We start from the raw sequence: 25141 nt of genomic DNA, 5'->3' as shown, positions 1-25141 counted from the left end.
CTCGTCGAGAGTTGGTGCGATCGAGCTGGTGCTGTCACGGCGCTAGCGGAGACGGAGCGCCTTCATGGCCTTCAGGCTCCGGCTCATGAACCGCGCGTACGCCTCGTCGTCCATTCCCAGCGAGGGCGCCATCGGCAGCAGCCGCTGCTGGGCGATCGTCTGGGCCTCGGTGTACTTGAGGATGCCCTCGGAGCCGTGGCGGCGGCCGAGGCCGGAGTCCTTCATGCCGCCCATCGGGGACTGGACGCTGCCGTAGGCGGCCGCGTAGCCCTCGTTGACGTTGACCGTGCCGGTGCGCAGCCGGGCGGCGAGGGCGCGACCGCGACCGCCGTCCTTCGACCAGACGGAGGAATTGAGGCCGTACGGCGTGGAGTTGACGAGCTCGACGGCCTCGTCGTCGGTCCTGAACCGGTAGACGGAGACGACCGGCCCGAAGGTCTCCTCGCCGCAGACGGCCATCGGCGTCTCGACGCCGTCGAGGATGGTGGGCTCGAAGAAGTACGGGCCGATGTCGGGGCGCGCGACCCCGCCCGCGATCACCCGCGCGCCCTTGGCCACGGCCTCCGTCACATGCCGGGTGACGGTCTCCAGTTGCCGTTCCCCCACCAGCGAGCCCATGTCGGCGCCGTAGGCCAGGGAGGTGCCGAGACGCATCGCCTTCGTGCGGGTGGCGAACCGTTCGAGGAAGGTGTCCGCGATCGACTCGTGGACGTACAACCGCTCGATGGAGATGCAGAGTTGGCCGGCGGAGGAGAAGCAGGCGCGGACCGCGCCGGCCGCCGCCTTGTCGAGGTCGGCGTCTTCGAGGACCAGCATGGCGTTCTTGCCGCCGAGTTCGAGGGAGACGCCGACCAGCCGGGCGGCGGCGCCCTGCGCGACCTCGCGACCGGTGCGGGTGGAGCCGGTGAAGGAGACGTAGTCGGCGTGCCGGACGACCTCCGGGCCGACGACCGGGCCGTCACCGAGGACGACCTGGAAGACACCGGCCGGCAGGCCCGCCTCGATCAGCAGGTCGCGCGCCCACAGAGCGGTCAGACAGGTCTCGGTGTCCGGCTTCATGACGACCGCGTTGCCCGCGACGAAGGCGGGCAGCGCATCGCCGACGGAGAGTTCGAGGGGGTAGTTCCAGGGGGCGATCTGGCCGACGACCCCGCGCGGATGGCGCAGCTCGGTGACCTTGGTGAGGGTCGGCACCGCGCCGGTGTGCCGCTTGGGGCGCAGATAGGCCGGGGCCTTGCGGCCGTAGTGCCGGGCGGCGACCGCGACGGCCTGGACCTCCTCGTGGGCGTGCAGCCGCGCCTTGCCGGTCTCCAGCTGGATCAGGTCGAGCACCTCGGCCTGCCGGGCGAGGACGAGATCGTGGAAGCGGAGCAGCACGGCGGCGCGCTGCCGTACCGGCGTCCGGGCCCAGACGGCCTGCGCGGCGCGGGCCGCGTCGAAGGCCTCCGCAACGTCCTGCGGTGTGGACTCGGGCAGGTCGGCGAGCTTCTCACCGGTGAACGGCGTGTGGTTCGCGGTCCGGCCGGAACCGACCACGCCCCTGGTGAGCTGGGCGACCAGCTCGGGGGTGACCACGTCGGCAGCGGTACGGGCGCCCGCGGGAGCCGGGGCGAGGGGGTTCGTGCCGGTCGTCGTTTCCGTGCCGGTCTTCTCCGGGGCCTGCGAGTCGGTCATGAGGCGCAGGGTATTCCGGCGCGCGGCCTTTGGGTACCCGTCGGTAACAGGATTCACCGAGTACCCACACAACGCCAGTGATCACTGGCAACAAACCCACTGATCAGCGAGTTGTGGGACGGGACGCCACGACAGTACCGACGACGGGACCGGTGCGGACGAGAAGGCCGAGAAGGCCGACGAGGCCAAGGATGCCTAGGAGACCGAGGAGACCGAGGAAGAGGTCACGCAGACGGCGGCCGACGGGGCCGGACGCGGGAGACGGCTGCCGACCGGCCGGCCCGGACGGTACGGCATCGGGGGCGGCGGGGTCGGTGAGGTCGACTGGTCCGGACTGCGCCGGGGCGGCGCCGGGTGCCTCCGCACGGAGGTTCTCACCGGGATCCGCGTCGAGGCTCGCGTCAGGGTCCGGACCGGGATCCGCGTCGAGGTGCGTACTGAGGTCCGGACCCGGGCGGCTCTCCGAGTCGTCCCGCGTGTCCGGTCCCTCCGCCCGCTTCGACGCGTCGGGCAGGTCGGGCACCGGCCCGCCGGTCGCCACGGCTGTCAGGACCGCGGCGGCCTCCTCCGCGGCCGGTCTCTCCTCGGGATTCCGCGCCAGCAGCCGCAGGAGCAGCGGGCCGAGGGGTCCGGCGCGCCCGGGTTCGGGCGGGTCGTCGGCGAGGATCGCGTCGAGCGTGGCCGCGGCGGTCGTACGGCGGAAGGGCGACGCCCCCTCGACGGCGGCGTGGAGGAGTGCGCCGAGGGACCACAGGTCGGAGGCGGGGCCCGCGCCCGTGCCCGACACGCGCTCAGGGGCGACGAAGTCCAGCGCGCCCTCGAACTCGCCTTCCACGGTGCGGGTTTGCGCGCCCTGGAGCTGGGCGGTGCCGAAGTCGGTGACGACGACGCGACGGTCCGGGCCGAGCAGAACGTTGGCCGGTTTCACGTCCCGGTGCACGATCCCGACGGCGTGGGCCGCGCGCAGGGCGCCGAGTACGGCGAGGCCGATGCGCGCGGCCTCGGCGGGTTCGAGGCGCTCCCGGCCGAGGAGCTCGTGCAGGGACTCGCCGCGCACCAACTCCATGACGGTCCAGGGGAGTCCGTCCTCCCCCTCGCCCTCCACCACCACGTCATGGACGAGTACGGCGGACGGGTGCTCGACGCGGGCCGCGGCACGGGCCTCGCGGTAGAGCCGGTGGGCCGCCCGCCGGTACACCTCGTCCCCTGGCACCCCGGGCAACCTCGGCCGTTTGAGCGCTACTTCACGGTCCGTCAGTTCGTCGGCGGCCCGCCATACGGTGCCCGCGCCGCCCGAGCCGATCCGTTCGAGCAGCCGGTAGCGGCCGCCGACCAGACGTCCCTCGCGCACCCGTTCGCCGACTTCGCTCATGCCCCATCAGTACCGCGCCGGAGACAACCTTGTCGACGCCGGACCCACCGGTGCGTGAGGGGTGCGCCGCCCTCCCGGCGCACCTCGGCCATCGGCATCGCGCCGAAGCGCGCCGGAATCCGGCACAGCGGAGGATGACCTCAACTGCCGTCATTGACAACCCGGTTGCGGGCGCAGGGCCCCGGCTCACTGGGCCCCGGCTCACTGGGTGTCGACGTCCAGGTTCGCGATCGCCGCCCGCGCCACTTCCCGCCCGCGCGCCACGAAGTCGCCGTCGCCGGGATAGCTGACCGTGAGCTTGTACATGTCGCCGTTCGAGGTCCGGTAGTAGAAGAGCCGGACCTCACGGGGGCGGGGGTCGAGACTGTCGTCGGTCGTGTACCTGATCGTGTTCTCGGCGGACGGCCTGCCCCGGTAGGAGCCGGTCGACCGGGGGGCGGTGTGCGGGTTCTTCGGCATGTCGAGGCTGACGCTGCCACTGTCCGTGAAGTCGCCGTTGTCGTCGTACATCTGGGCGGCGGCGGAGTCCTTGACGCTGTCGAGGGTGTCCTCGGACTTCTTCTCCAGCGAGAGGCCGATCCAGATGCTCCCGCTCCAGTCGGTGTACGTGATCCAGTGCCCCTTGTCCGAGGAACGGTCGGGCAGACCCGGCTGGTACTTGGCGGGCACCGCGAGCGTCGCGGCGACATCCGCCACATGGTGCTTCTTCCAGCCGTCCGGCAGTGGCCCCGCGAACGGGTCCGCCAGCACCAGATACGCCGCCACCGCCGCCGCGGCGGCCACCGCGCCGGCCGCCGCGGCGAGGCCGGCCCGCGCCTTGCGGCCGAGGCGGGCGCCTCCCCCGGGCGCCGTCACGTACCGCACCTCCTGCGTCGGCGCGGCGGCCGGCGGGTTCGCGATCGCCGCCAGCCGCGCGCGGACCTCGGCGGCGTCCGGGCGGCGCGCCGGGTCCTTGGCCAGCAGGGCGGTGATCAGCTCGGCGAGCGGGCCCGGCGCCGAGGCGGGCGGCGCGGGGGTGGCGTTGAGGACGGACTGGAGGGTGGCGGGGGTGTTGCTGCGGCGGAAGGGCGAGACGCCCTCCGTCGCCGCGTACAGGACCACGCCGAGCGACCACAGGTCCGACGGCGGGCCGGGTCGCTGGCCCAACACCCGTTCCGGCGCGATGTATTCGGGCGAACCGACGAACCCGCCGGTGGCGGTCAGATCGGTCTCGCCGTCGATCTGGGCGATGCCGAAGTCGGTGAGGACGACGCGGTCGTGGCGGCCGAGCAGCACGTTGTCCGGTTTGACGTCACGGTGCAGGATGCCCACCGCGTGCGCGGCCTCCAGGGCGCCCAGCACCTCCAGGCCGATCCGGGCCGCCGCGCGCGCGTCCAGCGTGCCCTCTTGGAGCGCGTCGCCCAGCGACCGGCCGGTCACCAGTTCCATCACGATCCACGGCCGTCCGTCGACCACCGCGACGTCGTGGACGTTCACCACCGCCGGGTGGTCGAGCCGGGCCGCCGCGCGCGCCTCCCGGCGCATCCGCTCGAAGGCGTTGGCGCGTTCGCGCTCGGAAAGGTGGTCGGGGACGCGAGGTTCCTTCACGGCGACCTCGCGGTCCACCGTCTCGTCCTGGGCCCGCCACACCGTGCCCATCCCGCCGTGCCCGAGTTTGGCGCGCAACCGGTACCGCCCGGCTATGAGCCGGCCGGTGCCGGGTTCCGTCGGCGGTACGGGGGCCGCGTACGGATTGTTCGGGTGCGGCACCGCCGCCTGCGGGTGGGGCGGTTGCAGAACGAAACTCGTCGGCTCGTCGACTCCGTGTCGGGCTCCCCCGTCGCTGCTCATGAGTCCATCCCTATCGCGACCGGGACGGCCGCATCCACCTCTGACGGTTTTCGGTCACAGACCCGTGACCCGAGCCGTCACCTATCTCCGCTATGTCCCATATCGCTGACGCATCCACGGTCTCCGGTACGCCCGATGCCCACCGGTCAGGTGAGGACGAACGTGTCGAGCGCCACGTCGAAGTACTCCTTCGCCTCGCGCACCTTGCCGACCGGCGCCGACACCCATACGTCGTACATCCGGCCGCCCTCCTCCCAGCACAGGTCGTAGGTGTGCCGGGGGCCCTCCGCCGCGCTGAAGCCGTTCCAGCTGAACTGCCAGAGCGCGGCGGGGTGTCCGTAGTGGGTGGTGTCGGTCACCTCACCGTCGTGGTAACCGGGGTTGGTGACCGCCCCCTTGGCGGCCGCGCGCCGCATCACGCCGAGCGGGCCGCCCGTTCCGGGCGCGGCCACCTTGACGCCGAGGCGGAAGGCCGCGCCGGGTGACATGTAGAAGACGCGCTCGCCCTGCGGTTCGCGGGTGAAGTCCTCCGGTACGGCGAGCGAGAAGCCGTTGGGGTCATGGGCTACGCGGTAACCGGAGGGAGCTGAGGGCGAGTTCACGTTCCGCGACGAGGACGAAGAGGTCGAGGTCGAGGAGGTCGAGGAGGTCGAGGACGCCGAGGACGCTGAGCGGCTCGGGGCGGCCGGAGCGTCGGCGGAGACCGGCTCGCCGCCGCCCGGCGCGGTGTGCGACGCCGAACTCGTCGTAGCGGCGCCGCCGTTGTGGCCGTCGCCGTCGCCCCGGACCAGGAGCGCCGCCGCCGACACGCCCGCGCCGGCCATGGCGGCGACCAGCAGTCCCGCGACGAGCACCCCGCGCGTGGAGCGCTGCGCGGATGGTCGCTCCGCCGAGCCGCCGTCGGTCGCCGACGGCATCGACGCTGCCAAAAGCCTTCTGGGTACGTCCAGTTGGGTCGGCGTGTAGCCGCCCGGCCGCTTCGGTGTACGGCCGGTGTCCAGGTAGGCGCGCAGCATCCCCTCCGCCTGCGCGGTGTCCAGCCGCCGGTCGGGATCCCGCTCCAGCAGCCCCAGTACGACGGGAAGCAGCGGTGCGGCCTGCGCGGGCGGCCGGATGTCGTCGGTCACGACCGCGTGCAGGATCCCGCCCAACGAGTCGCGCCGGAACGGTGATTCACCGCTCAGGGCCGCGCAGAGCAGCGCGCCCAGCGACCACAGATCGGCCTCGGGGCCGGTCCGCGCGCCCGACATCCGCTCGGGCGCGGTGTACTCGGGCGAGCCGACGAACACCCCGCTCTCGGTGAGCGTGGTCGCCCCCGCGACCCGGGCGATCCCGAAGTCGGTGAGGACGACCCGGTCGGTGCCCGCCTCCATCAGCACGTTCGCCGGCTTGATGTCGCGGTGCAGGATGCCCGCCTCGTGCGCGGTGCGCAGCGCGCCGAGCAGGGCGATCCCGATCCGGGCGGCCTCCGCGGCGCCGACCGGGCCGCGCCCGGAGATCCGGTCGGCGAGCGAGCCGCCGTCGATCAACTCCATGACGATGTACGGGCGTTCGTCCTGTACGACCACGTCGTGCACGACGATGATGTGCGGGTGCCGCAACTGCGCGACGGCGCGCGCCTCGCGCAGCGTCCGGTCGCGGTGCGTCCGGGCCTCCGCGTCCGGGAGGGAGTCGTCGCGGGCGAGTTCCTTGACGGCGACCCGCCGCTCCAGGAGTTGGTCCTCCGCCTGCCAGACGACGCCCATCCCCCCGCGCCCGAGCCGCGCCTGAAGCCGGTAACGCCCCGCGATCACCCGGACGCTGTCCCCCTCGATCCCCATGCGCCCCATCATGACGCACCCGGACCGAACGGGTCCGGCGCCGGTGCGGCGCCGGACCGGATCAGGACACGTACGTCAGGTGTGCTTCGGGCGCCAGTTCTGCAGGACCGTCTTGAACTGCTCGTACGTCGTCGCCCAGTCCGCCGCGGGCGCCGAGACGTAGATCGCGTACTCCACGCCGTCCCGGGTGAAGTACGTCTCCTCGATCGCCCGGCGCGGCCCGGGGAACGAGGTGTCCTTGGCCAGCGCGGTCCAGGTGTAGTCCCACTCGGAGCCGGGGCGGTCGCGATAGATGTTCTCCTCCAGGGTCACCCGGTGGTAGTCGACCAGCCGCTGGAGCTGCACCTCCAGGTCGATCTGGTGCTGGTGGGGGTCGTTGTCGTCGGGCGCGGTGTCGACGGCGATACGGACGAAGTGCTCGCCCTCGTCCGGGGAGTAGTCGATCTGCGTGAGGCCGCCCTTGTCGCCGAAGACCGTCCGCTGCCAGCCCTTGGGCAGCGAGAGGCCGAAGCCGGCCGAGTCGTCGATCCGGACCCAGCCGTCCGGGGCGGAACCCGCACCGCTGTCGCTCGCCTTCGGTGCGGCCGTGGGGCTGTGCGAGGCGCCGGAGGAGGCGGTGCCGCCCTGGCGGTCCTGGTCCCACTTCTGCAGCGCGGCCACCGTGCCCCCGCCGGCGAGCGCGGCGAGGACGACGACGAGAGCCAGCGTGCGCCGCCTGCGCCGCTTCGCCGGGACCGGCCCGAGGCCGGAACCCGCCCCGGTCGTCTGGTGGGAGGGAAGATGGGTGGTCGCGTGCGAGGTCGGATGGGCGCCCTGCGGGTACGCCGGCCCGTGCGCCGGCGGGTACGGGGTGGAACCGGCGCCGTCCGGCCGCGGGCCCTGGTCCGTACCGCTCGCGTAGGGCGAACCGGTGCCGAACGCCCCGGTGTGCCGCGGACCGGCGTGCTGGGTCGGCACATACGCCTGCGCGGAGTTCGGCCGGCGCCCCTCCGCCGCCTCCGCGAGCATCTGCTCGGTCTCGGAGGCGTCGGGCCGGGCGGCGGGGTCCTTGCGCAGCAGCGCGGTGATGACCGGTTCGAGCGGGCCCGCGTTCAGCGGCGCGGACGGCTCCTCGTCCACGACGGCCTGCATGGTGGTCAGCGGTGAGGTGCGGCGGAACGGCGACCGGCCCTCCACCGCCGTGTACAGCGTGGCACCCAGCGCCCACAGGTCGGAGGAGGGGCCCGGGTCGGCACCGCGGACACGCTCGGGGGCGAGGTAGTCGACGGAGCCGACGACCTCCCCGGTACGGGTGATCGTGGAGTCGCCCTCGATCTGCGCTATGCCGAAGTCGGTGAGCAGGACCCGCCCGTCCTGCGACAGCAGCACGTTGCCGGGCTTGATGTCACGGTGCAGGACGCCCGCGGTGTGCGCGGCCCGCAGGGCGCGCAGCACCCACAGACCGATGCGGGCGGCCTCGGCCGGTTCGAGCCGGCCCTGCTCCTTGACCTCGTCGGCCAGGGAGTTGCCCTCGACCAGCTCCATCACGATCCACGGACGGCCGTCGTGTTCGAGGACGTCGTGCACGGTGACGACGGCGGAGTGGTTGATCCGCGCGGCGGCGCGCGCCTCGGCCCGGGTGCGGGCGAGCAACCGCGGCTGGTCGCTCTCGGAGACATAGAGCGCGGCGGTCAACTCCTTGATGGCGACCGTCCGGTGGAGCACCTCGTCGTGCGCCCGCCACACCCGGCCCATACCTCCGCTGCCGATCGTTTCGGCCAGCCGATAGCGCCCCGCGAGGAGCAGGCCCTGCATCTGATTCACGTTTCCCCGCAATGCTCTTGACAGGGTCAGCGTAAGGACCGGCCCACGCCCAGGGAACCAGCGGGGTGCCAAGGAGACCGCACTGTGACGGTTGTCGCTTCTCCCTCCGACCGGGAACCGAACTGCCCCCTCGTCGCTGACCAGGTGACTCGCCCGCAGTCGGCTCGCGGTCAGCCCGTGTACTCGTACGTCGACGAAGCCTGCGTGAACAGCGCCGTCACCTGGTCCCGTTGGGACTCCGGGCCGAGCACCTGCACCACGTGGTAACGCCCGCCGATGAGGATGGCGACGTTCCGCACGAACAGTTCGCGTCCCTGGCCGTCGGTCCAGGTGAACTGCCCCTCGGCGCTGACCCGCGCGCCCACCGTGACGGTGTTGAGTCCGGTGGCGGTGGCCCAGCTGGAGTCGCGGTAGGGCTGCAACTCCCGTTCCTTGTCACGCTGGTAGACCATCGGGTCGCTGCCGTACTTGGAGGCGCTGTCCCGGCCTGGCACCACGATGAGCTCGAAGTCGCCGTGCGCGTAGACGACTTGGCCGTTCCCGTTCTTCGGCGTACGGGACCAGCCCTTGGCCACGGCGATCTGGAAACCGGCGGCGTCCTTGCGCAGGGCGTAACCGTCGGCGGCGTCCGGAGCGGTGGTCTGCGTCTGCGCCGAACCGGACGACTCCGAGGGGCTGTTGGTGCCGCCCGGCGTGGTCCGGCCGGAACCCGGAACGCTGTCGGCGCCCGCACTCGACCGCGCCGGGGCCGGACCGGCTCCTCCGGCGCTCCCGGTCCGGGCAGTCGCTCCGTCCTCGCCGGTCTTCGGCATGTAGAGCACCGCATAGGCGACCGCGGCGGCCAGCACGACCAGGATCAGCAGAAGCAGCGTGCGGCCCAGCCTGCGAGGCGACGGCGCCTCCTCCCTGGCCCGCTTGTGCCGCCCGTGCGGACTGTTCGCGGGCAGCCCGGCCCGCCGCCTGCGCACCAGCTCGCCCCGCCGCCGTACGATCGGCAGCCGGCGTGGGTCGGCGGGGGGCACCGCTATCACCTCGGTGCCGGCTTCCGGCTCGGGCGCGGAACGCACCAGCGACCGCAGCCAGCCGCGCGCCTCCTCGAACTCCAGCCGGTCGGTGGGGTCCTGCCGCAGCAGCGACTCCACGACCGGCCGCAGCGGACCGCACTCCTCGGCGTAGGCGGGCGGCTCCGCGCAGACGAGCTGCACCAGCTCGGCCGTCGACTCCTCCGGATACGGCGCGTGCCCCTGTACGGCCCTGAAGAGCAGCGCGCCGAGCGCCCACAGGTCGGTCGCGGGGCCGATCGGCGCCGCCAGCTGCCAGTTCTCGTGGACGGGCCCGGCCTGCTCGGGCGCCCACCGCTCGGTCACCGGCCCCACCACGGTCATCCGCACCTGGCGGGCCCGCTCCGCGTCCAGCGCGGTGGCCGGCCCGCGGCGCACCGGCACCCCGGCGCCGAGGTCGTCCCAACGGGCGCGCGCGCCAGGCGTGTTGGCGTCGGCCGCGGTGCGCGCGGACGGAGTTCCGGTCCCGTTCTCACCGGGCGGCAGGGCCATGCCGTGCTCCCGGGGCGACAGCGCGACCCCGCCGCTCTGCGCGGGCGGAAGCACCGGACGCTGCTGCTGGGCACCCGGAACCGGTGCCTGAGCCTGAGGCGGTACGGCACCGGGTCGAGGGGTGGCGCCGGGCCGGGGGGTGGCGCCGTACCAGGTGCCGGCGCCGGCCACACCGTAGGGATCGGCTATCTGACCGGGCGGCCCGGAGGGTGTGGTCCCAGGGGTCCCGGACAGGGTCCCCGGTGTGATGGCGGGGGTGTTCGCGGGTGCGTTCCCGGGTGCTGTTCCGGACGGGGTGCCGGACGCAGTGCCCGGCGGGTACGGCGCACCGGGCCCGGTGGCGTACGGCGACCGCGGTGCCGAACCGCCCTCGTACGCACCGCCGTTGTACGCGCCGCCGTCGTTCGCGCCGCCGTGGTCCCCCTCGGCGGCCGGCCGGCCCCCGGGCAGTGCGGGCCGGCCCGCCTGCTGGGTCTCCTGCACCCGGGCGGCGGCCCGCGCACCCGCCCGGTACGCCGCTATCGCACCGGCCCGCGCGGCCCGGACGTCCCCGCCCGGCTCCAGCGCGCGCCGGGCGACAGTGCCAGGACTCCCGCCCTCGGCCGGCGACTCCACACCCGCGGGCGGCAGCCCTCCGGACGTCCGCGCCTCGATCGCGGCCCGCCGAGCGGCCTCGGGATCCCCCTCGGCCGGACCCGCCCCGCCGGCAGCGGGAACGGGGCCGGAGCCAGGTCGTGCCGCGCCGCCGGTTCCCGGCCGGGCACCCGCGTCGGCCCCGACGACTCCTCCGCCGCCGAAGCCGACGGCCCCGCCGGAGAAGCCCCCGCCGCCCCGCGTGCCCGCCCCACCGAAGCCGGGCGCACGGCCCGGGCCGTCCTGGCCGCCCGCACCGCTCGGGTCGAATGATCCGGCGCTTCTCCGGCCGTCTCCGGGGCCGGGACCCGGCGCGCCCGGGCCGTCCTCCACGTCCTGCGTCGGCACCGGGTCATACCCGCACAGTGCCTCCTCCGCCGCGCCCACCGCGAGCCCGGTCAGCATCACCCGGCCGTCGTCGCAGACGAGGACCGTGCGTGCGGTGATGTTCCGGTGCACCCAGCCGTGCGCGTGCAGCACCCGCAGCGCCATCAGCACGTCGGAGGCGACCTCGGCCGCCCGGTACGGCGACAACGGGCTCTCCGCGAGCAGCGCCGCCAGCGGCCGGGCGGACACCAACTCGCTCACGATCCACAGCGACCCGCCCTCGGCGAACACGTCGAAGACCTGGTCCAGCCGGGGATGGTCGGGGATCCGGGCGGCGGCCTGCGCGGCCTCGACCGCCCGCCGGACCGCCGGGTCGGCGGGCCGCCGGGTGGCCGCCCGCCCCGCCGGGGACCGCCGGGTCCCGCGCTCACGCGCGGTGAAACCGTCGGGCAGCCCGTCCGCGTCGAGCACCTCGGCCTCGACCACCTCGGGCAACGGCACCTGCCGTACGAGGACTTCCTGCCCGCTGTAGGTGTCGAAGGCCCGGGTCTCGGTGAGTTCGTACTCGTCGGACGGCGGCAGCGGCAGGCGGTAGCGGTCGGCGAGCACCCGTCCCGCGTAGTCGTCCACGTTGCCTCCCCCGGCCGCCCGGTTCCGCCCGGTTGGTCAAATCCGTTCGTCTGGCGCACCGTTCCGGCTGCGTACGGTCCGCGGCCACTCACGATACGTGCCGGAGGCAACCTGCAAAGAGGGGATGACACATCTCGCGTCCCAAACCCGGGACGGCCCACTTCACGACCGCGGTTCGAACGTCTTCGTCAGCGTCTTCCAGGTGTCCTTACGCAGTTCGGTGTTCCAGTTCGAGGCTTTCGCGGTGTACATGAGCGCATAGCCGAGATGGTCGTTGACGACGAACCCGCGGTCGATGGTCCGGTATCCCGTACCACCGTCCTGGTAGGTGAACTCCCAGTCGGCCGCGTTCCAGCCGCGGTAGCTCACCTTCTCGATGCCGATCTTCTGGTACTGCGAGCGCGTCATGTACCGCTCTTGGTTCTTCCAGTCCGCGACCGGGTCGCCCTTGGGCGTGCTCGTCCACGCGACGAGCAGCTTCTGGCCGTCGGGGCCGGTCAGCCTGGCCCCCGCCGAGTCGGTCGACTGGTACGACCAGCCGGCCGGCAGCCCGATCGAGAACCCCTGGCTTCCCTGGTACGTCTTCACCACCGGGGCCGCCTCGGAGCCGCTCGCGTCGTCGTCGGACTTGCCGGACCCGCTCCCCCCGGAACCCGGCTCGGCCTCCTTCACCGAAGCCGAAGCCGAAGCCGAGGGGCCGGTCCCGGCGCCACCGGTACTGCCCGAACCGGTGCCCGTCCCGCCCTTCTTCGCCCCGGCGCTCGCACTCGCGCCGGCGCTCGCGCCGGTACCCCCACTGCTCCGGGAGTCCTTCGACTTCTTGTCGTCACCACCGCCGAGCGTGAGCGCCAGCACCGTGCCGATCACCGCCAGCACGACCACCACCGCGATGACCACCAGCGTGCGGCGCGGCACCACGTCGGTGAGCGGGGCCCGCCGCACCGGCCGCGGCGGCAGGTCCGGCGGCGTCATCACGGGCCAGCCCGAACTCCGTTTGCCCGCACCGGAGTCGGAGCGCAGATCGGCACTCACCTCACGGGTCCGCGCCTCGTGCGCCGACGCCGCGGAACCGGTCGCCTCCCCGGCACCCGCCGTCCCCGCACCGGAGCGGGCCGCGGGCACCTGGGGTGTCCGGGGCTCCGCCACCGGCGCACCGCCGGCACCGGCCTTGTCGGCGTCCCCGGCACGCGTCCCGGGGCTACCTGCGGCGACACCGGCGTCCGCGGCGGGACCGGCGCCGGCTGTGGCCCGCACGTCCGACCCGGAGCCCGTGTCGGAAGTCGTCGCCCCGGACCCCACGGCCGCGGTGGACCCAGCGGCGGCGTCACCGGCACCGCCCGTGTCCGCGCCGACGGCACCCGAAGTACCCTCCGCGGCACCGGACTTGGTGCGCCCGGTGACCACCGAGGTCACCGCTCCCGCCGACACCGCCGCCTTCCGTACGGAGCGCAGCGCCCCCCGGAACCGCTCGCCGCTCCCCGAACTCCCCTTGCCGCCGCCCCCGTCGGGCTGCGCCGGCAACGGCACCACCCGGGTCGCGTCGACCGCCGGCTCCGGCTCGGCCGGCCTGGGCGCCGGTGTGTGGAGCACGGCGTTGAGCATCGCCCGGGCGCCCGCGTCGTCCAGCCGCTGGGCGGGATCCTTGTTCAGCAGGCCGTAGATGACGTCCCTGAGTGGGCCCGCGTTCTTCGGCTCCTCCAACGGCTCGGTCATCACCGCCGTGAGCGTGGCGATCGCGGAGCCCTTGTCGTACGGCGGCGCTCCCTCGACCGCCGCGTACAACAGGCCGCCGAGCGACCAGAGATCGGCCGCCGGACCCGGTTTGTGGCCACGGGCCCGCTCCGGGGAGATGTAGGAGGGCGCGCCGACGAGCATGCCGGTGGAGGTGATGGAGGGGTCGCCCTCGACCTGCGCGATACCGAAGTCGGTCAGCACGACCCGGCCGTCCTCGGCGATCAGCACGTTCGACGGCTTCACGTCCCGGTGCAGGATGCCCTCACGGTGCGCGGACCGCAGCACGTCGAGGACGGCGAGCCCGACCTCCGCCGCGCGCTTGGGCTGGAGCAGACCGTCCTCGCGGATGACCTCGGCGAGCGACTTGCCCTCGACCAGTTCCATCACGATCCACGGCCGGTCGTCCTCGTCGACCACGTCGAAGACGGTCACCGCGCTGGTGTTGCGGATCCGCGCGATCGCCTTCGCCTCACGCAGCGTCCGCGTGATCAGCCGGCGCTTCTCGTCCTCGTCGATGCTGGACGGGAACCGCAGCTCCTTCACAGCGACGGTCCGCCCGAGGGTTTCGTCCTCCGCACGCCACACGGTGCCCATGCCGCCGCGGCCGAGCACCTCTCCCAACCGGTACCGCCCGGCGAGGAGACGTTCGCTCTTGTCCTGACGGGATGTCCCCGCCCGCTCCGCCTCCGACATGCGTCCCCTCATGCAACCCGCCCTGACAGAGCCTCCATTGTCCCTCACCCGACAAGTGCCCAACGCCCAGGGGCCCTCTCGCCCGCCCCGTGTGTACCGCCCGGCCCGCCGCCGGAGCGGCACGGGTCGGACATCGGACGTCGCGCACAACCGACCGTGACCGCCTCGCACCCCCGGCGACCTGGCACGGGACCCCACAGACAGGTCCTGCATCATGTGCCGGAACGAGCCGGAACCGACCGGAAACAGAAGGAGAAAGAAAGGATCGCGATGCGCATGTCGCCGGCCGCACTGTCCACGCTTCGGACACTGTCGGCGCTTTCGCTCTCCCTGCTCCTCCTCTGCGCGGCCACGAGCGGCTCCTCGGCCCAGTCGGCGCCCACGGTGGACGGTCTCCTTCCGCTGCTGATCACGCGGGGCGAAGTCCCCGCCGCGGCGCTACTGTTCCGAGACGGAACGGGTTCCCGCGCCTCGACGAGCTACGCCCGGGCCGGCACGGGAATCTCCCGCGCCGACCACTTCCGCGCCGGCAGCATCACGAAGACCTTCATCGCCACGATCGTCCTCCAACTCGCCGCCGAACAACGGCTCTCGCTCTCCGACACCGTGGAGCGGCACCTGCCCGGCCTGGTGCGCGGAGCTGGCAACGACGGTCGCGCGCTGACCCTCCGCTCCCTGCTCACCCACACCAGCGGCCTCTACGACTTCACCGCGGCCAGCCGAGGCAGCGTCCCGCTGACTCCGCTTCAGGCCGTACGCCTCGCTCTCACCCACTCCCCGGCCCCCATCGGCCTGTTCTCCTACTCCAACACCAACTACGTGCTGCTCGGCATGGTGATCCAGCAGGTCACCGGCGCCTCCTACGCCACCGAGGCCGAGCGCCGCATCATCGCTCCGCTGCGCCTGACGGGCACCTCCTTCCCGGGCTCCCGCACCACTCTCCCCGCGCCGCACGGCCGGGCCTACGCCACCGACGGCTCCGACGTCACCGACCTCGACCCGCGGGTGGCCGGGGCCGCGGGAGAGGTGGTGACCACGCTCGCCGATCTGGACCGCTTCTACGCGACCCTGCTCGGCGGTGCGCTGCTGCCCCCGCGCCGGCTGCGCGAGATGCTCAACACCCGTACCGCACATGGCTCGTACGGCATGGGGCTGTTTCCGGTGAAGCTGTCGTGCGGCACCACGGTGTGGGGACACAACGGCCGGATCTCCGGCAGCTACGTGCGCACCGCGGCCACCGTCGACGGCCGACGCGTCCTCACCTTCCGCGTGAACACGACGGCGATCGCAGATCCCGGCCTCGAACCGGCCCTGCTCGCCGCCGAGTTCTGCCCCCGCACCTCGTAGAACGGCCGGGTTCCGCGCGAAGATCCCGGTTTGTGACACTCGTTCGAGTGAAGCCGGGCGGGGTGGCGCCCGGCTCCCCGCACAGCGGCTTACCGCGGCTACAGCGGCACTATGTCCGGCGCGCCCAGGCGTGCCGCGTCCGCCGTCAGGTCGTCGGGCTGGCGCTGCGACTCCCGCTCGGCCTCCACCCGCTTCTCGTAGTGCTCCACCTCGCGCTCGATCTGGCCCTTGTCCCAGCCGAGCACCGGTGCCATCAGTTCGGCGGCCTCGCGGGCGCTGCGGGTGCCCCGGTCGAAGGTCTCGATCGAGATGCGGGTGCGCCGGGTCAGCACGTCGTCGAGGTGCCGGGCGCCCTCGTGCGAGGCGGCGTAGACGATCTCGGCGCGCAGGTAGTCATCGGCGGCCTGGAGGGGTTCGCCGAGGGAGGCGTCCTTGGCGATGAGGTCGAGGACCTCCTCGGCCATCGACCCGAAACGGTTCAACAGGTGCTCCACGCGCACCACATGGAGACCGGTCCGGGCGGCGATCCGCGCTCGCGCGTTCCACAGCGCGCGGTAGCCCTCCGCGCCGAGCAGCGGCACGTCCTCGGTGACGCACTCGGCGACCCGCATGTCGAGCCCGTGCACCGCCTCGTCCACCGCGTCCTTGGCCATCACGCGGTACGTCGTGTACTTGCCGCCCGCGACGACGACGAGACCGGGTACCGGGTGCGCGACGGTGTGCTCGCGGGAGAGCTTGCTGGTGGCGTCCGACTCGCCGGCCAGCAGCGGCCGCAGTCCGGCGTACACACCTTGGACGTCGTCCCTGGTCAATGGAACGGCGAGGACCGAGTTCACATGTTCCAGCAGATAGTCGATGTCGGCGCTGGACGCCGCGGGGTGGGCCTTGTCGAGGTCCCAGTCGGTGTCGGTGGTGCCGACGATCCAGTGCCGGCCCCAGGGGATGACGAAGAGCACGGACTTCTCGGTACGCAGGATCAGCCCGGTCGAGGAGTTGATGCGGTCCTTGGGCACCACCAGGTGGATGCCCTTGGAGGAGCGGACGTGGAACTGTCCCCGCTCCCCCACCATCGCCTGCGTGTCGTCGGTCCACACGCCCGTGGCGTTCACGACCTGCTTGGCGCGGATCTCGTACTCCCCGCCCCCCTCCACGTCCTGCACCCGGGCACCGACCACCCGCTCGCCCTCCCGCAGGAAACCGGTGACACGCGCGCGGTTGGCGACCTTCGCGCCGTACGACGACGCCGTGCGCACCAGGGTCGCCACATAGCGGGCGTCGTCCATCTGGGCGTCGTAGTACTGCAACGCTCCGACCAGCGCGTCCTTCTTCAGTGCGGGGGCGACCCGCAGGGCGTGACGGCGGGTCAGGTGGCGGTGCCCGGGCAGGCCGCGTCCATGGCCGCGGGCCATCGACATCGCGTCGTAGAGCGCGACGCCCGATCCGGCGTAGAGGCGCTCCCAGCCCTGGTGCTGGAGCGGATAGAGGAACGCGACGGGCTTCACCAGGTGGGGTGCCAGCCGCTCCAGCAGGAGTCCGCGCTCCTTGAGCGCCTCGCGGACGAGGGCGAAGTCGAGCATCTCCAGATAGCGCAGACCTCCGTGGATCAGTTTGCTGGACCTGCTCGACGTGCCCGACGCCCAGTCACGGGCCTCGACCAGCCCTGTGGACAGGCCCCGGGTCACGGCGTCCAGCGCGGTCCCCGCGCCGACCACCCCCGCGCCCACGACCAGTACATCCAGTTCACGCTCGGCCATCGCCGCCAGTGCCTCGGCCCGCTGCTCCGGACCCAGTGTCGCTGTCCTCACCGCTGCCACCCGCTCTCGGTCGCGCCGGCCGCACCCGTACGGCGAAGCCCGGTTCGTATCGCTCCTGCCCAAATTCTGACCGGGTTGCCTGACTTCAGCCACCACTCGCTCCCAGCCTGTGGACAACCGTCACGGGAGCGCCGAGAAACACAGCCCTCCAATCCCGCATATCGGTCATATTTACTCCTAGTCTGACATTGCGCTCGCTCGTTCTGTCCACAGGGCTTGCGCACCTGTCCCGATTCGGTTACTGGGAAGGACGGCCCACGCCATGCCCGCAGATCTCGCCGTCATCGGACTCGGTCCTCTCGGCCTGCCCCTGGCCCAGGCCGCCGTCGCCGCCGGCATCCCCACGGTGGGGTTCAAGACCGGGCCCGAGGCGGGCTCCCTCAGCCCCGCCGAACTGCGCCGGATGCTCTCGGGGGGCTTCCGGACGGCGGCCGGCCCGGCCGAGCTGGGCCGGGTCCGCACCGCGGTCATCTGTGCCCCCACCCCGCGCGCCGCGGACGGCGGGCTCGACCTCGGCCAGGTCGCCTCGGCGGCCCGGACACTCGGCGCGCAACTGCGCCCGCACACCACGGTGATCCTGGAATCGCCGGTCCACCCCGGCACCACCGAGGACTTCCTGCGCCCCCTCCTCGAAGAGGGCTCCGGGCTCCGCGCGGGCCGCGACTTCCACCTCGCCTACTCACCCGGCCGCGTCGATCCCGGCAACCGGGACTTCACCCCGGCCAACACGCCGAAGGTCATCGGCGGACTCACCCCCGCCTGCACCGAGTCGGCAGCCGCCTTCTACGGCCGGCTCACCGACAAGGTCGTCCGCGCGCGTGGCCTGCGCGAGGCGGAGACCGTACAACTGCTGGAGACCAACTTCCGGCACGTCAACATCGCCCTCGTCAACGAAATGGCCGTCCTCTGCCACGAGTGGGGCGTCGACCTGTGGGACGTCATCCGCTGCGCCGAGACCAAACCCTTCGGCTTCCAGGCCTTCCGGCCCGGCCCCGGCGTCGGCGGCCACACCGTCCCCCAGGACCTGACCGGCCAGGGCGGCCGCACCCTGCGCATGGTCGAACTCGCCCAACAGGTCAACAACCACATGCCCCGCTACGTCATCCAGCGCGCGGCGGCGCTCCTCAACGAGCACGGGAAGTCGGCGCGCGGGGCACGGGTGCTGCTGCTCGGTGTCACCTACAAGGCCGACCTGGCCGACCAACAGGCCACCCCCGCCCAGGAGATCGCGGTCCGCCTGATGGAACTCGGCGCCTCCGTCAGCTACCACGACCCCCACATCCCGAGCTGGAGCGTCCTCGACCGCCCGGTCCCCCGCGTCGACTCCCTCTACGAGGCCGCGGCCGACGCCGACCTGACGATCCTTCTCCAGCAGCACCGCACGTACGACCTCCAGGGCCTGTCGGTGAAGGCCCAACTGCTGCTCGACACCCGGGGGGCGACACCTACGGGGGCGGCGCACAGGCTGTGACGGGGGCGCACGGGGCGGCCCGGGCCCCGGTGGCTGGTGGCTGGTGGCTGGTGGCTGGTGGCTGGTGGCTGGTGGCTGGTGGCGTACGGGATGCTCCGCCGGTACCGTAAGAAGTAGGTGGAGCCCACCGCAGCGGTCACTGCGGCAGGCTCCTGATGGTTCACGGAGTGTCCGCCCCTAGTGTGTGTGGGGGGGGGTGGCCGCTCACCATCCAAAGATCCGCAAGATCCACCTCCTCCGGCACTTCACCATCCACAGATGGATTCGGTCCCAGCGGGTCAGACGCAGAGGGGCCCGAGCCGTATCGGCTCGGGCCCCTCTGCGGTGTCGTACGGGTGCGGCTACCGCTTGTGCTGGGCGTCCGCGACCGTCACCTCGACGCGCTGGAACTCCTTCAGGTCGCTGTAGCCGGTCGTGGCCATCGCGCGGCGGAGGGCGCCGAAGATGTTCATCGAGCCGTCCGGGATGCGCGACGGGCCGGTGAGGATCTCCTCGACCGTGCCGACCGTGCCGAGGTCGACCTTCTTGCCGCGCGGCAGCTCCTCGTTGACCGCCTCCATGCCCCAGTGGTGGCCCTTGCCGGGCGCGTCCGTGGCGCGGGCCAGCGGGGATCCCATCATCACGGCGTCCGCGCCGCAGGCGATCGCCTTGGGGAGGTCGCCGGACCAGCCGACGCCGCCGTCCGCGATCACGTGCACGTACCGGCCGCCGGACTCGTCCATGTAGTCGCGGCGGGCCGCCGCCACGTCCGCGACCGCCGTGGCCATCGGGACCTGGATGCCCAGCACGTTGCGCGTGGTGTGCGCCGCGCCGCCGCCGAAACCGACCAGGACGCCCGCCGCGCCGGTGCGCATCAGGTGCAGGGCCGCCGTGTACGTCGCGCAGCCGCCGACGATCACCGGGACGTCCAGCTCGTAGATGAACTGCTTGAGGTTCAGCGGCTCGTGCGAACCCGACACGTGCTCCGCCGACACCGTCGTACCGCGGATCACGAAGAGGTCCACGCCCGCGTCGACGACCGCCTTGGAGAACTGCGCCGTGCGCTGCGGGGAGAGCGCGGCGGCGGTGACCACGCCCGAGTCACGCACCTCCTTGATGCGCTGCCCGATCAGCTCCTCCTGGATCGGCGCGGAGTAGATCTCCTGGAGGCGGCGGGCCGCGGTGTCCACGTCCAGGCCGGTGATCTCGTCGAGCAGCGGCTGCGGGTCCTCGTACCGCGTCCACAGCCCTTCCAGGTTCAGCACGCCGAGGCCGCCGAGCTCCCCGATGCGGATCGCGGTGGCCGGGGAGACGACCGAGTCCATCGGGGCCGCCAGGAAGGGCAGCTCGAAGCGGTAGGCGTCGATCTGCCAGGCGATCGAGACCTCCTTCGGGTCCCGCGTACGGCGGCTGGGGACGACGGCGATGTCGTCGAAGGCGTACGCCCGGCGGCCGCGCTTGCCGCGCCCGATCTCGATCTCAGTCACGTGTGTGGCCTTTCCTTCTGCGTCTCAGCGTCTTCCAGTATCGCCGACGGGTACGACAGAAGCGGCCCCGGAACCCCGGGACCGCTCCTGTCCACACCTCACGCGCGCGTGCGGCTCACTTGCCGCGGCTGTAGTTGGGGGCTTCGACCGTCATCTGGATGTCGTGCGGGTGGCTCTCCTTGAGACCGGCCGACGTGATGCGGACGAACCGGCCCTTGGTCTCCATCTCCTCGATGGTGGCGGCACCCACATAGCCCATGGTCTGGCGCAGACCGCCGACGAGCTGGTGCAGCACGTTGCCCAGCGGGCCCCGGAAGGGCACCTGACCCTCGATGCCCTCGGGCACGAGCTTGTCGTCGGAGGCGACCTCGGCCTGGAAGTAACGGTCCTTGGAGTACGACCGCGCCTGGCCGCGGGACTGCATGGCACCGAGCGAGCCCATGCCGCGGTACGACTTGAACTGCTTGCCGTTGATGAACTGCAGCTCCCCCGGGGACTCCTCGCAGCCCGCCAGGAGGCTGCCCAGCATCACCGTGTCGGCACCGGCGGCGAGCGCCTTGCCGATGTCGCCGGAGTACTGCAGACCACCGTCGCCGATCAGCGGGACACCGGCCGCGCGGGCGGCGAGCGACGCCTCGTAGATGGCGGTGACCTGGGGGACGCCGATGCCGGCGACGACCCGGGTCGTACAGATCGAGCCGGGGCCCACGCCCACCTTGATGCCGTCGACGCCGGCGTCGACGAGGGCCTGGGCGCCGTCGCGGGTGGCGACGTTGCCGCCGATCACGTCGACGGCCACGCTCGACTTGATCTTCGACATCCAGCTGAGGGCGTTGCTGTTGTGCCCGTGCGAGGTGTCGACGACCAGGAAGTCCACACCGGCCTCGGCGAGGGCCTGCGCGCGCTCCAGCGCCTCGGGGCTGGCGCCGACGGCCGCGCCGACGAGCAGCCGGCCCTCGGCGTCCTTCGCGGCATGCGGGTACTGCTCGGCCTTGACGAAGTCCTTGACCGTGATGAGGCCCTTGAGGACGCCCGCCTCGTCGACCAGGGGAAGTTTCTCGATCTTGTGGCGGCGCAGCAGCTGCATGGCGTCTGCGCCGGAGATGCCCACCTTGCCGGTGACCAGCGGCATCGGGGTCATGACCTCGCGCACCTGACGGGACCGGTCCGTCTCGAAGGCCATGTCGCGGTTGGTGACGATGCCCAGCAGCTTCTTGTTGCCGTCGGTCACCGGGACGCCGCTGATGCGGAACTTGGCGCAGAGCGCGTCGGCCTCGCCGAGCGTGGCGTCCGGGTGCACGGTGATCGGGTCGGTGACCATGCCGGACTCGGAGCGCTTGACCAGGTCGACCTGGTTGACCTGGTCCTCGATGGAGAGGTTGCGGTGCAGTACGCCGACGCCGCCCTGCCGGGCCATCGCGATCGCCATGCGGGACTCGGTCACCTTGTCCATCGCCGCGGAGAGCAGCGGGATGTTGACCCGGACGTTGCGGGAGATGCGGGACGAGGTGTCAACCGCGCCCGGGAGCACCTCGGAGGCGCCCGGCAGCAGCAGCACGTCGTCGTAGGTCAGCCCGAGTGTCGCGAACTTGGCGGGCACTCCGTCGACGTTGGCAGTCATGACACCTTCCCCAAATGGCCTTGATCGGTGCGGATGTCCATGCTAACGGGGAACACGGTCCCCGAATTCCACGATTCCACGGCTCGGCGTGACATCGGGCTTCGTACGTTCGTACGGGTCCGGTCGGCCGCCTGTTCAGGGGAGGCGCCGCGCCGACGGGTGTTACTGCTCGGCGAGCGCGCGCAGTCGGCTCAGGGCGCGGTGCTGGGCCACCCGGACCGCGCCGGGTGACATTCCCAACATCTGGCCGGTCTCCTCGGCCGTGAGGCCCACCGCGATGCGCAGCAGCAGCAGTTCGCGCTGGTTCTCCGGCAGGTTGGCCAGGAGTTTCTTGGCCCATTCGGCGTCGCTGCTGAGCAGGGCGCGCTCCTCGGGGCCCAGCGAGTCGTCGGGGCGCTCCGGCATCTCGTCGGAGGGGACCACCGTGGAACCCGGGTGCCGCATCGCCGCCCGCTGGAGGTCGGCGACCTTGTGCGCGGCGATGGCGAAGACGAACGCCTCGAAGGGCCGGCCGGTGTCCTTGTAGCGCGGCAGCGCGAGGAGGACGGCGACGCAGACCTCCTGGGCCAGGTCCTCCACGAAGTGCCGCGCGTCGCCCGGGAGCCGGGACAGACGGGTGCGGCAGTAGCGCAACGCCAGAGGGTGGACGCGGGCGAGCAGGTCATGGGTGGCCTGTTCGTCACCGTCGACCGCGCGGAGGACGAGCGCACCGATCGCCCCGTGGGCACAGGCAGCCTCGTCGTCACGCATCGGTCCATGGTGCCCTGGGGCCGTACGGTCCGTGGCACCGCGTCCGTCGTTGTGCACCGAAGCGTTATGAGCAGGTGCGCCGGAACTCATCCCCTGCGCCCTCCCCTTCCGCTCGACCGAATCGTCCCCGAGGAACTCCACACCTCAAGGATGCGGCATCCGCGCCGAAACGAGCAGCGGGCATCCGGCGGACCCTTGTGCCACCCCCGCCCGCCTGGTGGCAGGCGGGGACTTCCCTGCCCCCGCTACGACCCACGCGACCACCTCGGGGCCGCTTCAGCGCACCAGGCCCCAGCGGAAGCCGAGCGCCACGGCGTGCGCGCGGTCCGAGGCGCCGAGCTTCTTGAAGAGCCGCCGGGCGTGGGTCTTGACGGTGTCCTCGGAGAGGAAGAGTTCACGGCCGATCTCCGCGTTGGAGCGGCCGTGGCTCATGCCTTCTAGAACCTGGATCTCGCGCGCGGTGAGCGTCGGCGCGGCGCCCATCTCGGCGGAGCGCAGCCGGCGCGGGGCCAGTCGCCAGGTCGGGTCGGCGAGGGCCTGGGTGACCGTGGCCCGCAGTTCGGCGCGCGAGGCGTCCTTGTGCAGGTAGCCGCGGGCGCCGGCCGCGACCGCGAGGGCCACGCCGTCCAGGTCTTCGGCGACCGTGAGCATGATGATGCGGGCGCCCGGATCGGCGGAGAGCAGTCGCCGCACGGTCTCGACACCGCCCAGGCCGGGCATGCGCACGTCCATCAGGATGAGATCCGAGCGGTCGGCGCCCCAGCGGCGGAGGACTTCCTCGCCGTTGGCCGCGGTCGTCACGCGCTCGACACCGGGCACGGTCGCGACCGCCCGGCGGAGCGCCTCTCGGGCAAGCGGGGAGTCGTCACAGACGAGGACGGATGTCATGGCCGCCCTCCGCAGCTGATGCGCGTCACCTTGAGCCTCCAGGCTGGTACGAAATCGTCACCTGTGCGGTCGACCGCCTCGGACGCGTGTCCGAGCGCTTGTGTTCTCAACCGCCTCGCACTCTCAACGATGGTCACTCGAAAGAGTTACGGGGCCGTGCGTCCTCTTCGGCACTCTACGTGAGGGTGCGGACACGGTGCAGACATGCGACGCGGACGCACAACGTTTCATCACAAGCAATGCCCCATCTGGACCCATTTCTTCCCATTTACTGGTGTCTGAGGCTAGATTCGCAATGAGTCATATTTTCATCTCCTTAGATCGTAGATGTACGGTCGTGGACACCGTATCCGCCCAGAACGGCTACAAGGGGTCACGCAATGGCAGATTTCTCCCGGCTTCCCGGACCGAATGCCGACCTGTGGGACTGGCAGCTGCTGGCCGCCTGCCGTGGGGTCGACAGTTCGCTCTTCTTCCATCCCGAGGGCGAGCGCGGTGCGGCACGGAGCGCTCGCGAGAACTCGGCCAAGGAGGTCTGCATGAGGTGCCCGGTCCGCGCCCAGTGCGCGGCACACGCGCTGGCGGTGCGAGAGCCGTACGGCGTCTGGGGCGGCCTGACCGAGGACGAGCGCGAAGAACTCATGGGGCGGGCCCGCAACCGGCTCGTGTCGGCGTCGACAGTCGGCGGGAACACCGTCTCGAACAACTGAAGGAACGTTTCTCCAGTGCCGGCGCCTCCACGCGTGCCCCGGTTCCGGGCGCCCCGCGCGCCTACTTCTTGTGTGCCACCCGCGCCAGCTCGTCCAGCGTCGCCGCCACGGCCGGCACCCGGGCCAGGTCCGGCAGGGTCAGCGCGACGATCTCCCGCCGCACCGCCGGCTCCAGCGTCAGCACCCGCGCACCCCTCGGCCGTACGGACTCGACGGCGAGCTGGGGCAGCACCGCGACGCCCAGACCCGCGCCCACCAGGCCGACGACCGCCGGATAGTCGTCGGTCGCGAAGTCGATGCGCGGGGTGAAGCCCGCGCTCTCGCACACCTCGACCAGCCGGCCCCGGCAGCGCGGGCAGCCGGCGATCCAGGGCTCCCGGGCGAGTTCACCGATGGCGACGGAGCCCGAGGACCCCGTACGGGCCAGCGGGTGCCGCTCCGGCACCAGGGCGACGAGACGGTCGCTGAGCAGCGGCCGTACCACCAGGTCGGCCCACTCCCCGGTGGCGGCCGCGGCCTCGTAGCGGAAGGCGAGTGCCACGTCGCAGTCGCCGTCGCGCAACAGGCGCACGGAGTCCGGCGGTTCGGCCTCCTCCAGGGAGACCCGGGTGCCGGGGTGGGCGGCACGGAGGGCGGCCAGCGCGGTGGGGACGAGCGTCGAACTGCCGCTGGGGAAGGAGACCAGCCGGACCCGGCCGGCCCGCAGGCCGGCGATCGCGGCCACCTCCTCCTCGGCCGCGGTGAGTCCGGAGAGGATGCCGGCCGCGTGCCGCACCAGGGCCTCGCCGGCCTGGGTCAGCCGCATCGCGCGCCCGCTGCGGACCAGCAGCGGGGTCCCGACCGAGTTCTCCAGGGCCTTCATCTGCTGGCTCACGGCGGGCTGGGTGCAGCCCAGTTCCCGCCCGGCGGCCGAGAAGGAGCCGGTGGCGGCGACGGCGCGCAGGACGCGGAGATGACGGGCCTCGATCACTCGTCGAGCATAAGCGAACCTTGGGCACGGCGACG

At 72.4% G+C, this 25141-nt stretch carries 16 protein-coding genes; 3 read left to right on the top strand and 13 right to left on the bottom strand.

The window, feature by feature from the left end; all coding sequences use genetic code 11:
• Positions 1-42 precede the first annotated feature (42 nt).
• The 7 genes from ABZT12_RS06540 to ABZT12_RS06510 form a co-directional block, all read right to left on the bottom strand.
• On the bottom strand, positions 43-1674 hold the full coding sequence (locus tag ABZT12_RS06540; protein ID WP_356378277.1) for a succinic semialdehyde dehydrogenase: 1632 nt from the start codon (positions 1672-1674) through the stop codon (positions 43-45).
• Positions 1675-1777: 103 nt separating this feature from the next.
• Positions 1778-3046: a serine/threonine-protein kinase gene (locus ABZT12_RS06535; protein WP_356378275.1), complete on the bottom strand. Its 1269-nt coding sequence runs from the start codon at positions 3044-3046 to the stop codon at positions 1778-1780.
• 201 nt (positions 3047-3247) lie between these two features.
• Positions 3248-4876 (bottom strand): serine/threonine-protein kinase, encoded by a 1629-nt coding sequence (locus tag ABZT12_RS06530; RefSeq protein ID WP_356378272.1) that lies wholly within the window; start codon positions 4874-4876, stop codon positions 3248-3250.
• Positions 4877-5022: 146 nt separating this feature from the next.
• Positions 5023-6696 carry a serine/threonine-protein kinase gene (locus ABZT12_RS06525; protein WP_356378268.1) on the bottom strand — a complete coding sequence of 558 codons (1674 nt, stop codon included), beginning with the start codon at positions 6694-6696 and terminating at the stop codon, positions 5023-5025.
• A gap of 75 nt (positions 6697-6771) precedes the next feature.
• On the bottom strand, positions 6772-8490 hold the full coding sequence (locus ABZT12_RS06520) for a serine/threonine-protein kinase (RefSeq protein WP_356379012.1): 1719 nt from the start codon (positions 8488-8490) through the stop codon (positions 6772-6774).
• Positions 8491-8669: 179 nt separating this feature from the next.
• Positions 8670-11642, bottom strand: a complete 2973-nt coding sequence (locus ABZT12_RS06515) for a protein kinase (protein WP_356378265.1) — start codon at positions 11640-11642, stop codon at positions 8670-8672.
• A gap of 162 nt (positions 11643-11804) precedes the next feature.
• Entirely contained in the window at positions 11805-14069 is a 2265-nt protein-coding gene (locus ABZT12_RS06510; RefSeq protein ID WP_356379009.1) for a serine/threonine-protein kinase, read from the bottom strand.
• A 291-nt stretch (positions 14070-14360) separates the two neighbouring features.
• Here ABZT12_RS06510 and ABZT12_RS06505 point away from each other — a divergent pair, with 291 nt between their 5' ends.
• Positions 14361-15416, top strand: coding sequence for a serine hydrolase domain-containing protein (locus ABZT12_RS06505; RefSeq protein ID WP_356379006.1), 1056 nt, complete (start codon positions 14361-14363; stop codon positions 15414-15416).
• Between the two features lie 98 nt (positions 15417-15514).
• Here the strand turns inward: ABZT12_RS06505 and ABZT12_RS06500 are convergent, their stop codons facing one another.
• Positions 15515-17221, bottom strand: coding sequence for a glycerol-3-phosphate dehydrogenase/oxidase (locus tag ABZT12_RS06500; protein WP_356378262.1), 1707 nt, complete (start codon positions 17219-17221; stop codon positions 15515-15517).
• A 271-nt stretch (positions 17222-17492) separates the two neighbouring features.
• Between ABZT12_RS06500 and ABZT12_RS06495 the strand changes: the two genes are divergently transcribed.
• Positions 17493-18701: a nucleotide sugar dehydrogenase gene (locus tag ABZT12_RS06495; protein WP_356378259.1), complete on the top strand. Its 1209-nt coding sequence runs from the start codon at positions 17493-17495 to the stop codon at positions 18699-18701.
• A gap of 341 nt (positions 18702-19042) precedes the next feature.
• Here ABZT12_RS06495 and ABZT12_RS06490 read toward each other — a convergent pair whose 3' ends face one another.
• The 4 genes from ABZT12_RS06490 to ABZT12_RS06475 all read right to left on the bottom strand — a co-directional run bounded on the left by ABZT12_RS06490 (position 19043) and on the right by ABZT12_RS06475 (position 23426).
• On the bottom strand, positions 19043-20167 hold the full coding sequence (locus ABZT12_RS06490; protein ID WP_356378255.1) for a GuaB3 family IMP dehydrogenase-related protein: 1125 nt from the start codon (positions 20165-20167) through the stop codon (positions 19043-19045).
• 115 nt (positions 20168-20282) lie between these two features.
• On the bottom strand, positions 20283-21788 hold the full coding sequence (gene guaB / locus ABZT12_RS06485; protein ID WP_356378252.1) for an IMP dehydrogenase: 1506 nt from the start codon (positions 21786-21788) through the stop codon (positions 20283-20285).
• A 162-nt stretch (positions 21789-21950) separates the two neighbouring features.
• On the bottom strand, positions 21951-22538 hold the full coding sequence (locus ABZT12_RS06480; RefSeq protein ID WP_356378248.1) for a sigma-70 family RNA polymerase sigma factor: 588 nt from the start codon (positions 22536-22538) through the stop codon (positions 21951-21953).
• Between the two features lie 276 nt (positions 22539-22814).
• Positions 22815-23426, bottom strand: a complete 612-nt coding sequence (locus ABZT12_RS06475; protein ID WP_003948568.1) for a response regulator transcription factor — start codon at positions 23424-23426, stop codon at positions 22815-22817.
• A gap of 380 nt (positions 23427-23806) precedes the next feature.
• Here ABZT12_RS06475 and ABZT12_RS06470 point away from each other — a divergent pair, with 380 nt between their 5' ends.
• On the top strand, positions 23807-24136 hold the full coding sequence (locus ABZT12_RS06470) for a WhiB family transcriptional regulator (RefSeq protein WP_356378245.1): 330 nt from the start codon (positions 23807-23809) through the stop codon (positions 24134-24136).
• 61 nt (positions 24137-24197) lie between these two features.
• On the opposite strand, the gene ABZT12_RS06465 is transcribed toward ABZT12_RS06470, so the two are convergent.
• Complete coding sequence (locus ABZT12_RS06465) at positions 24198-25106, bottom strand: LysR family transcriptional regulator (RefSeq protein WP_356378242.1); 909 nt, start codon at positions 25104-25106, stop codon at positions 24198-24200.
• Positions 25107-25141: the final 35 nt, after the last annotated feature.

Source organism: Streptomyces sp. NPDC005423 (genome assembly GCF_040606415.1).
Lineage (GTDB): Bacteria > Actinomycetota > Actinomycetes > Streptomycetales > Streptomycetaceae > Streptomyces.
Note: the sequence above shows the minus strand (reverse complement) of the source record. Positions and strands in the feature narration are given on the sequence as shown.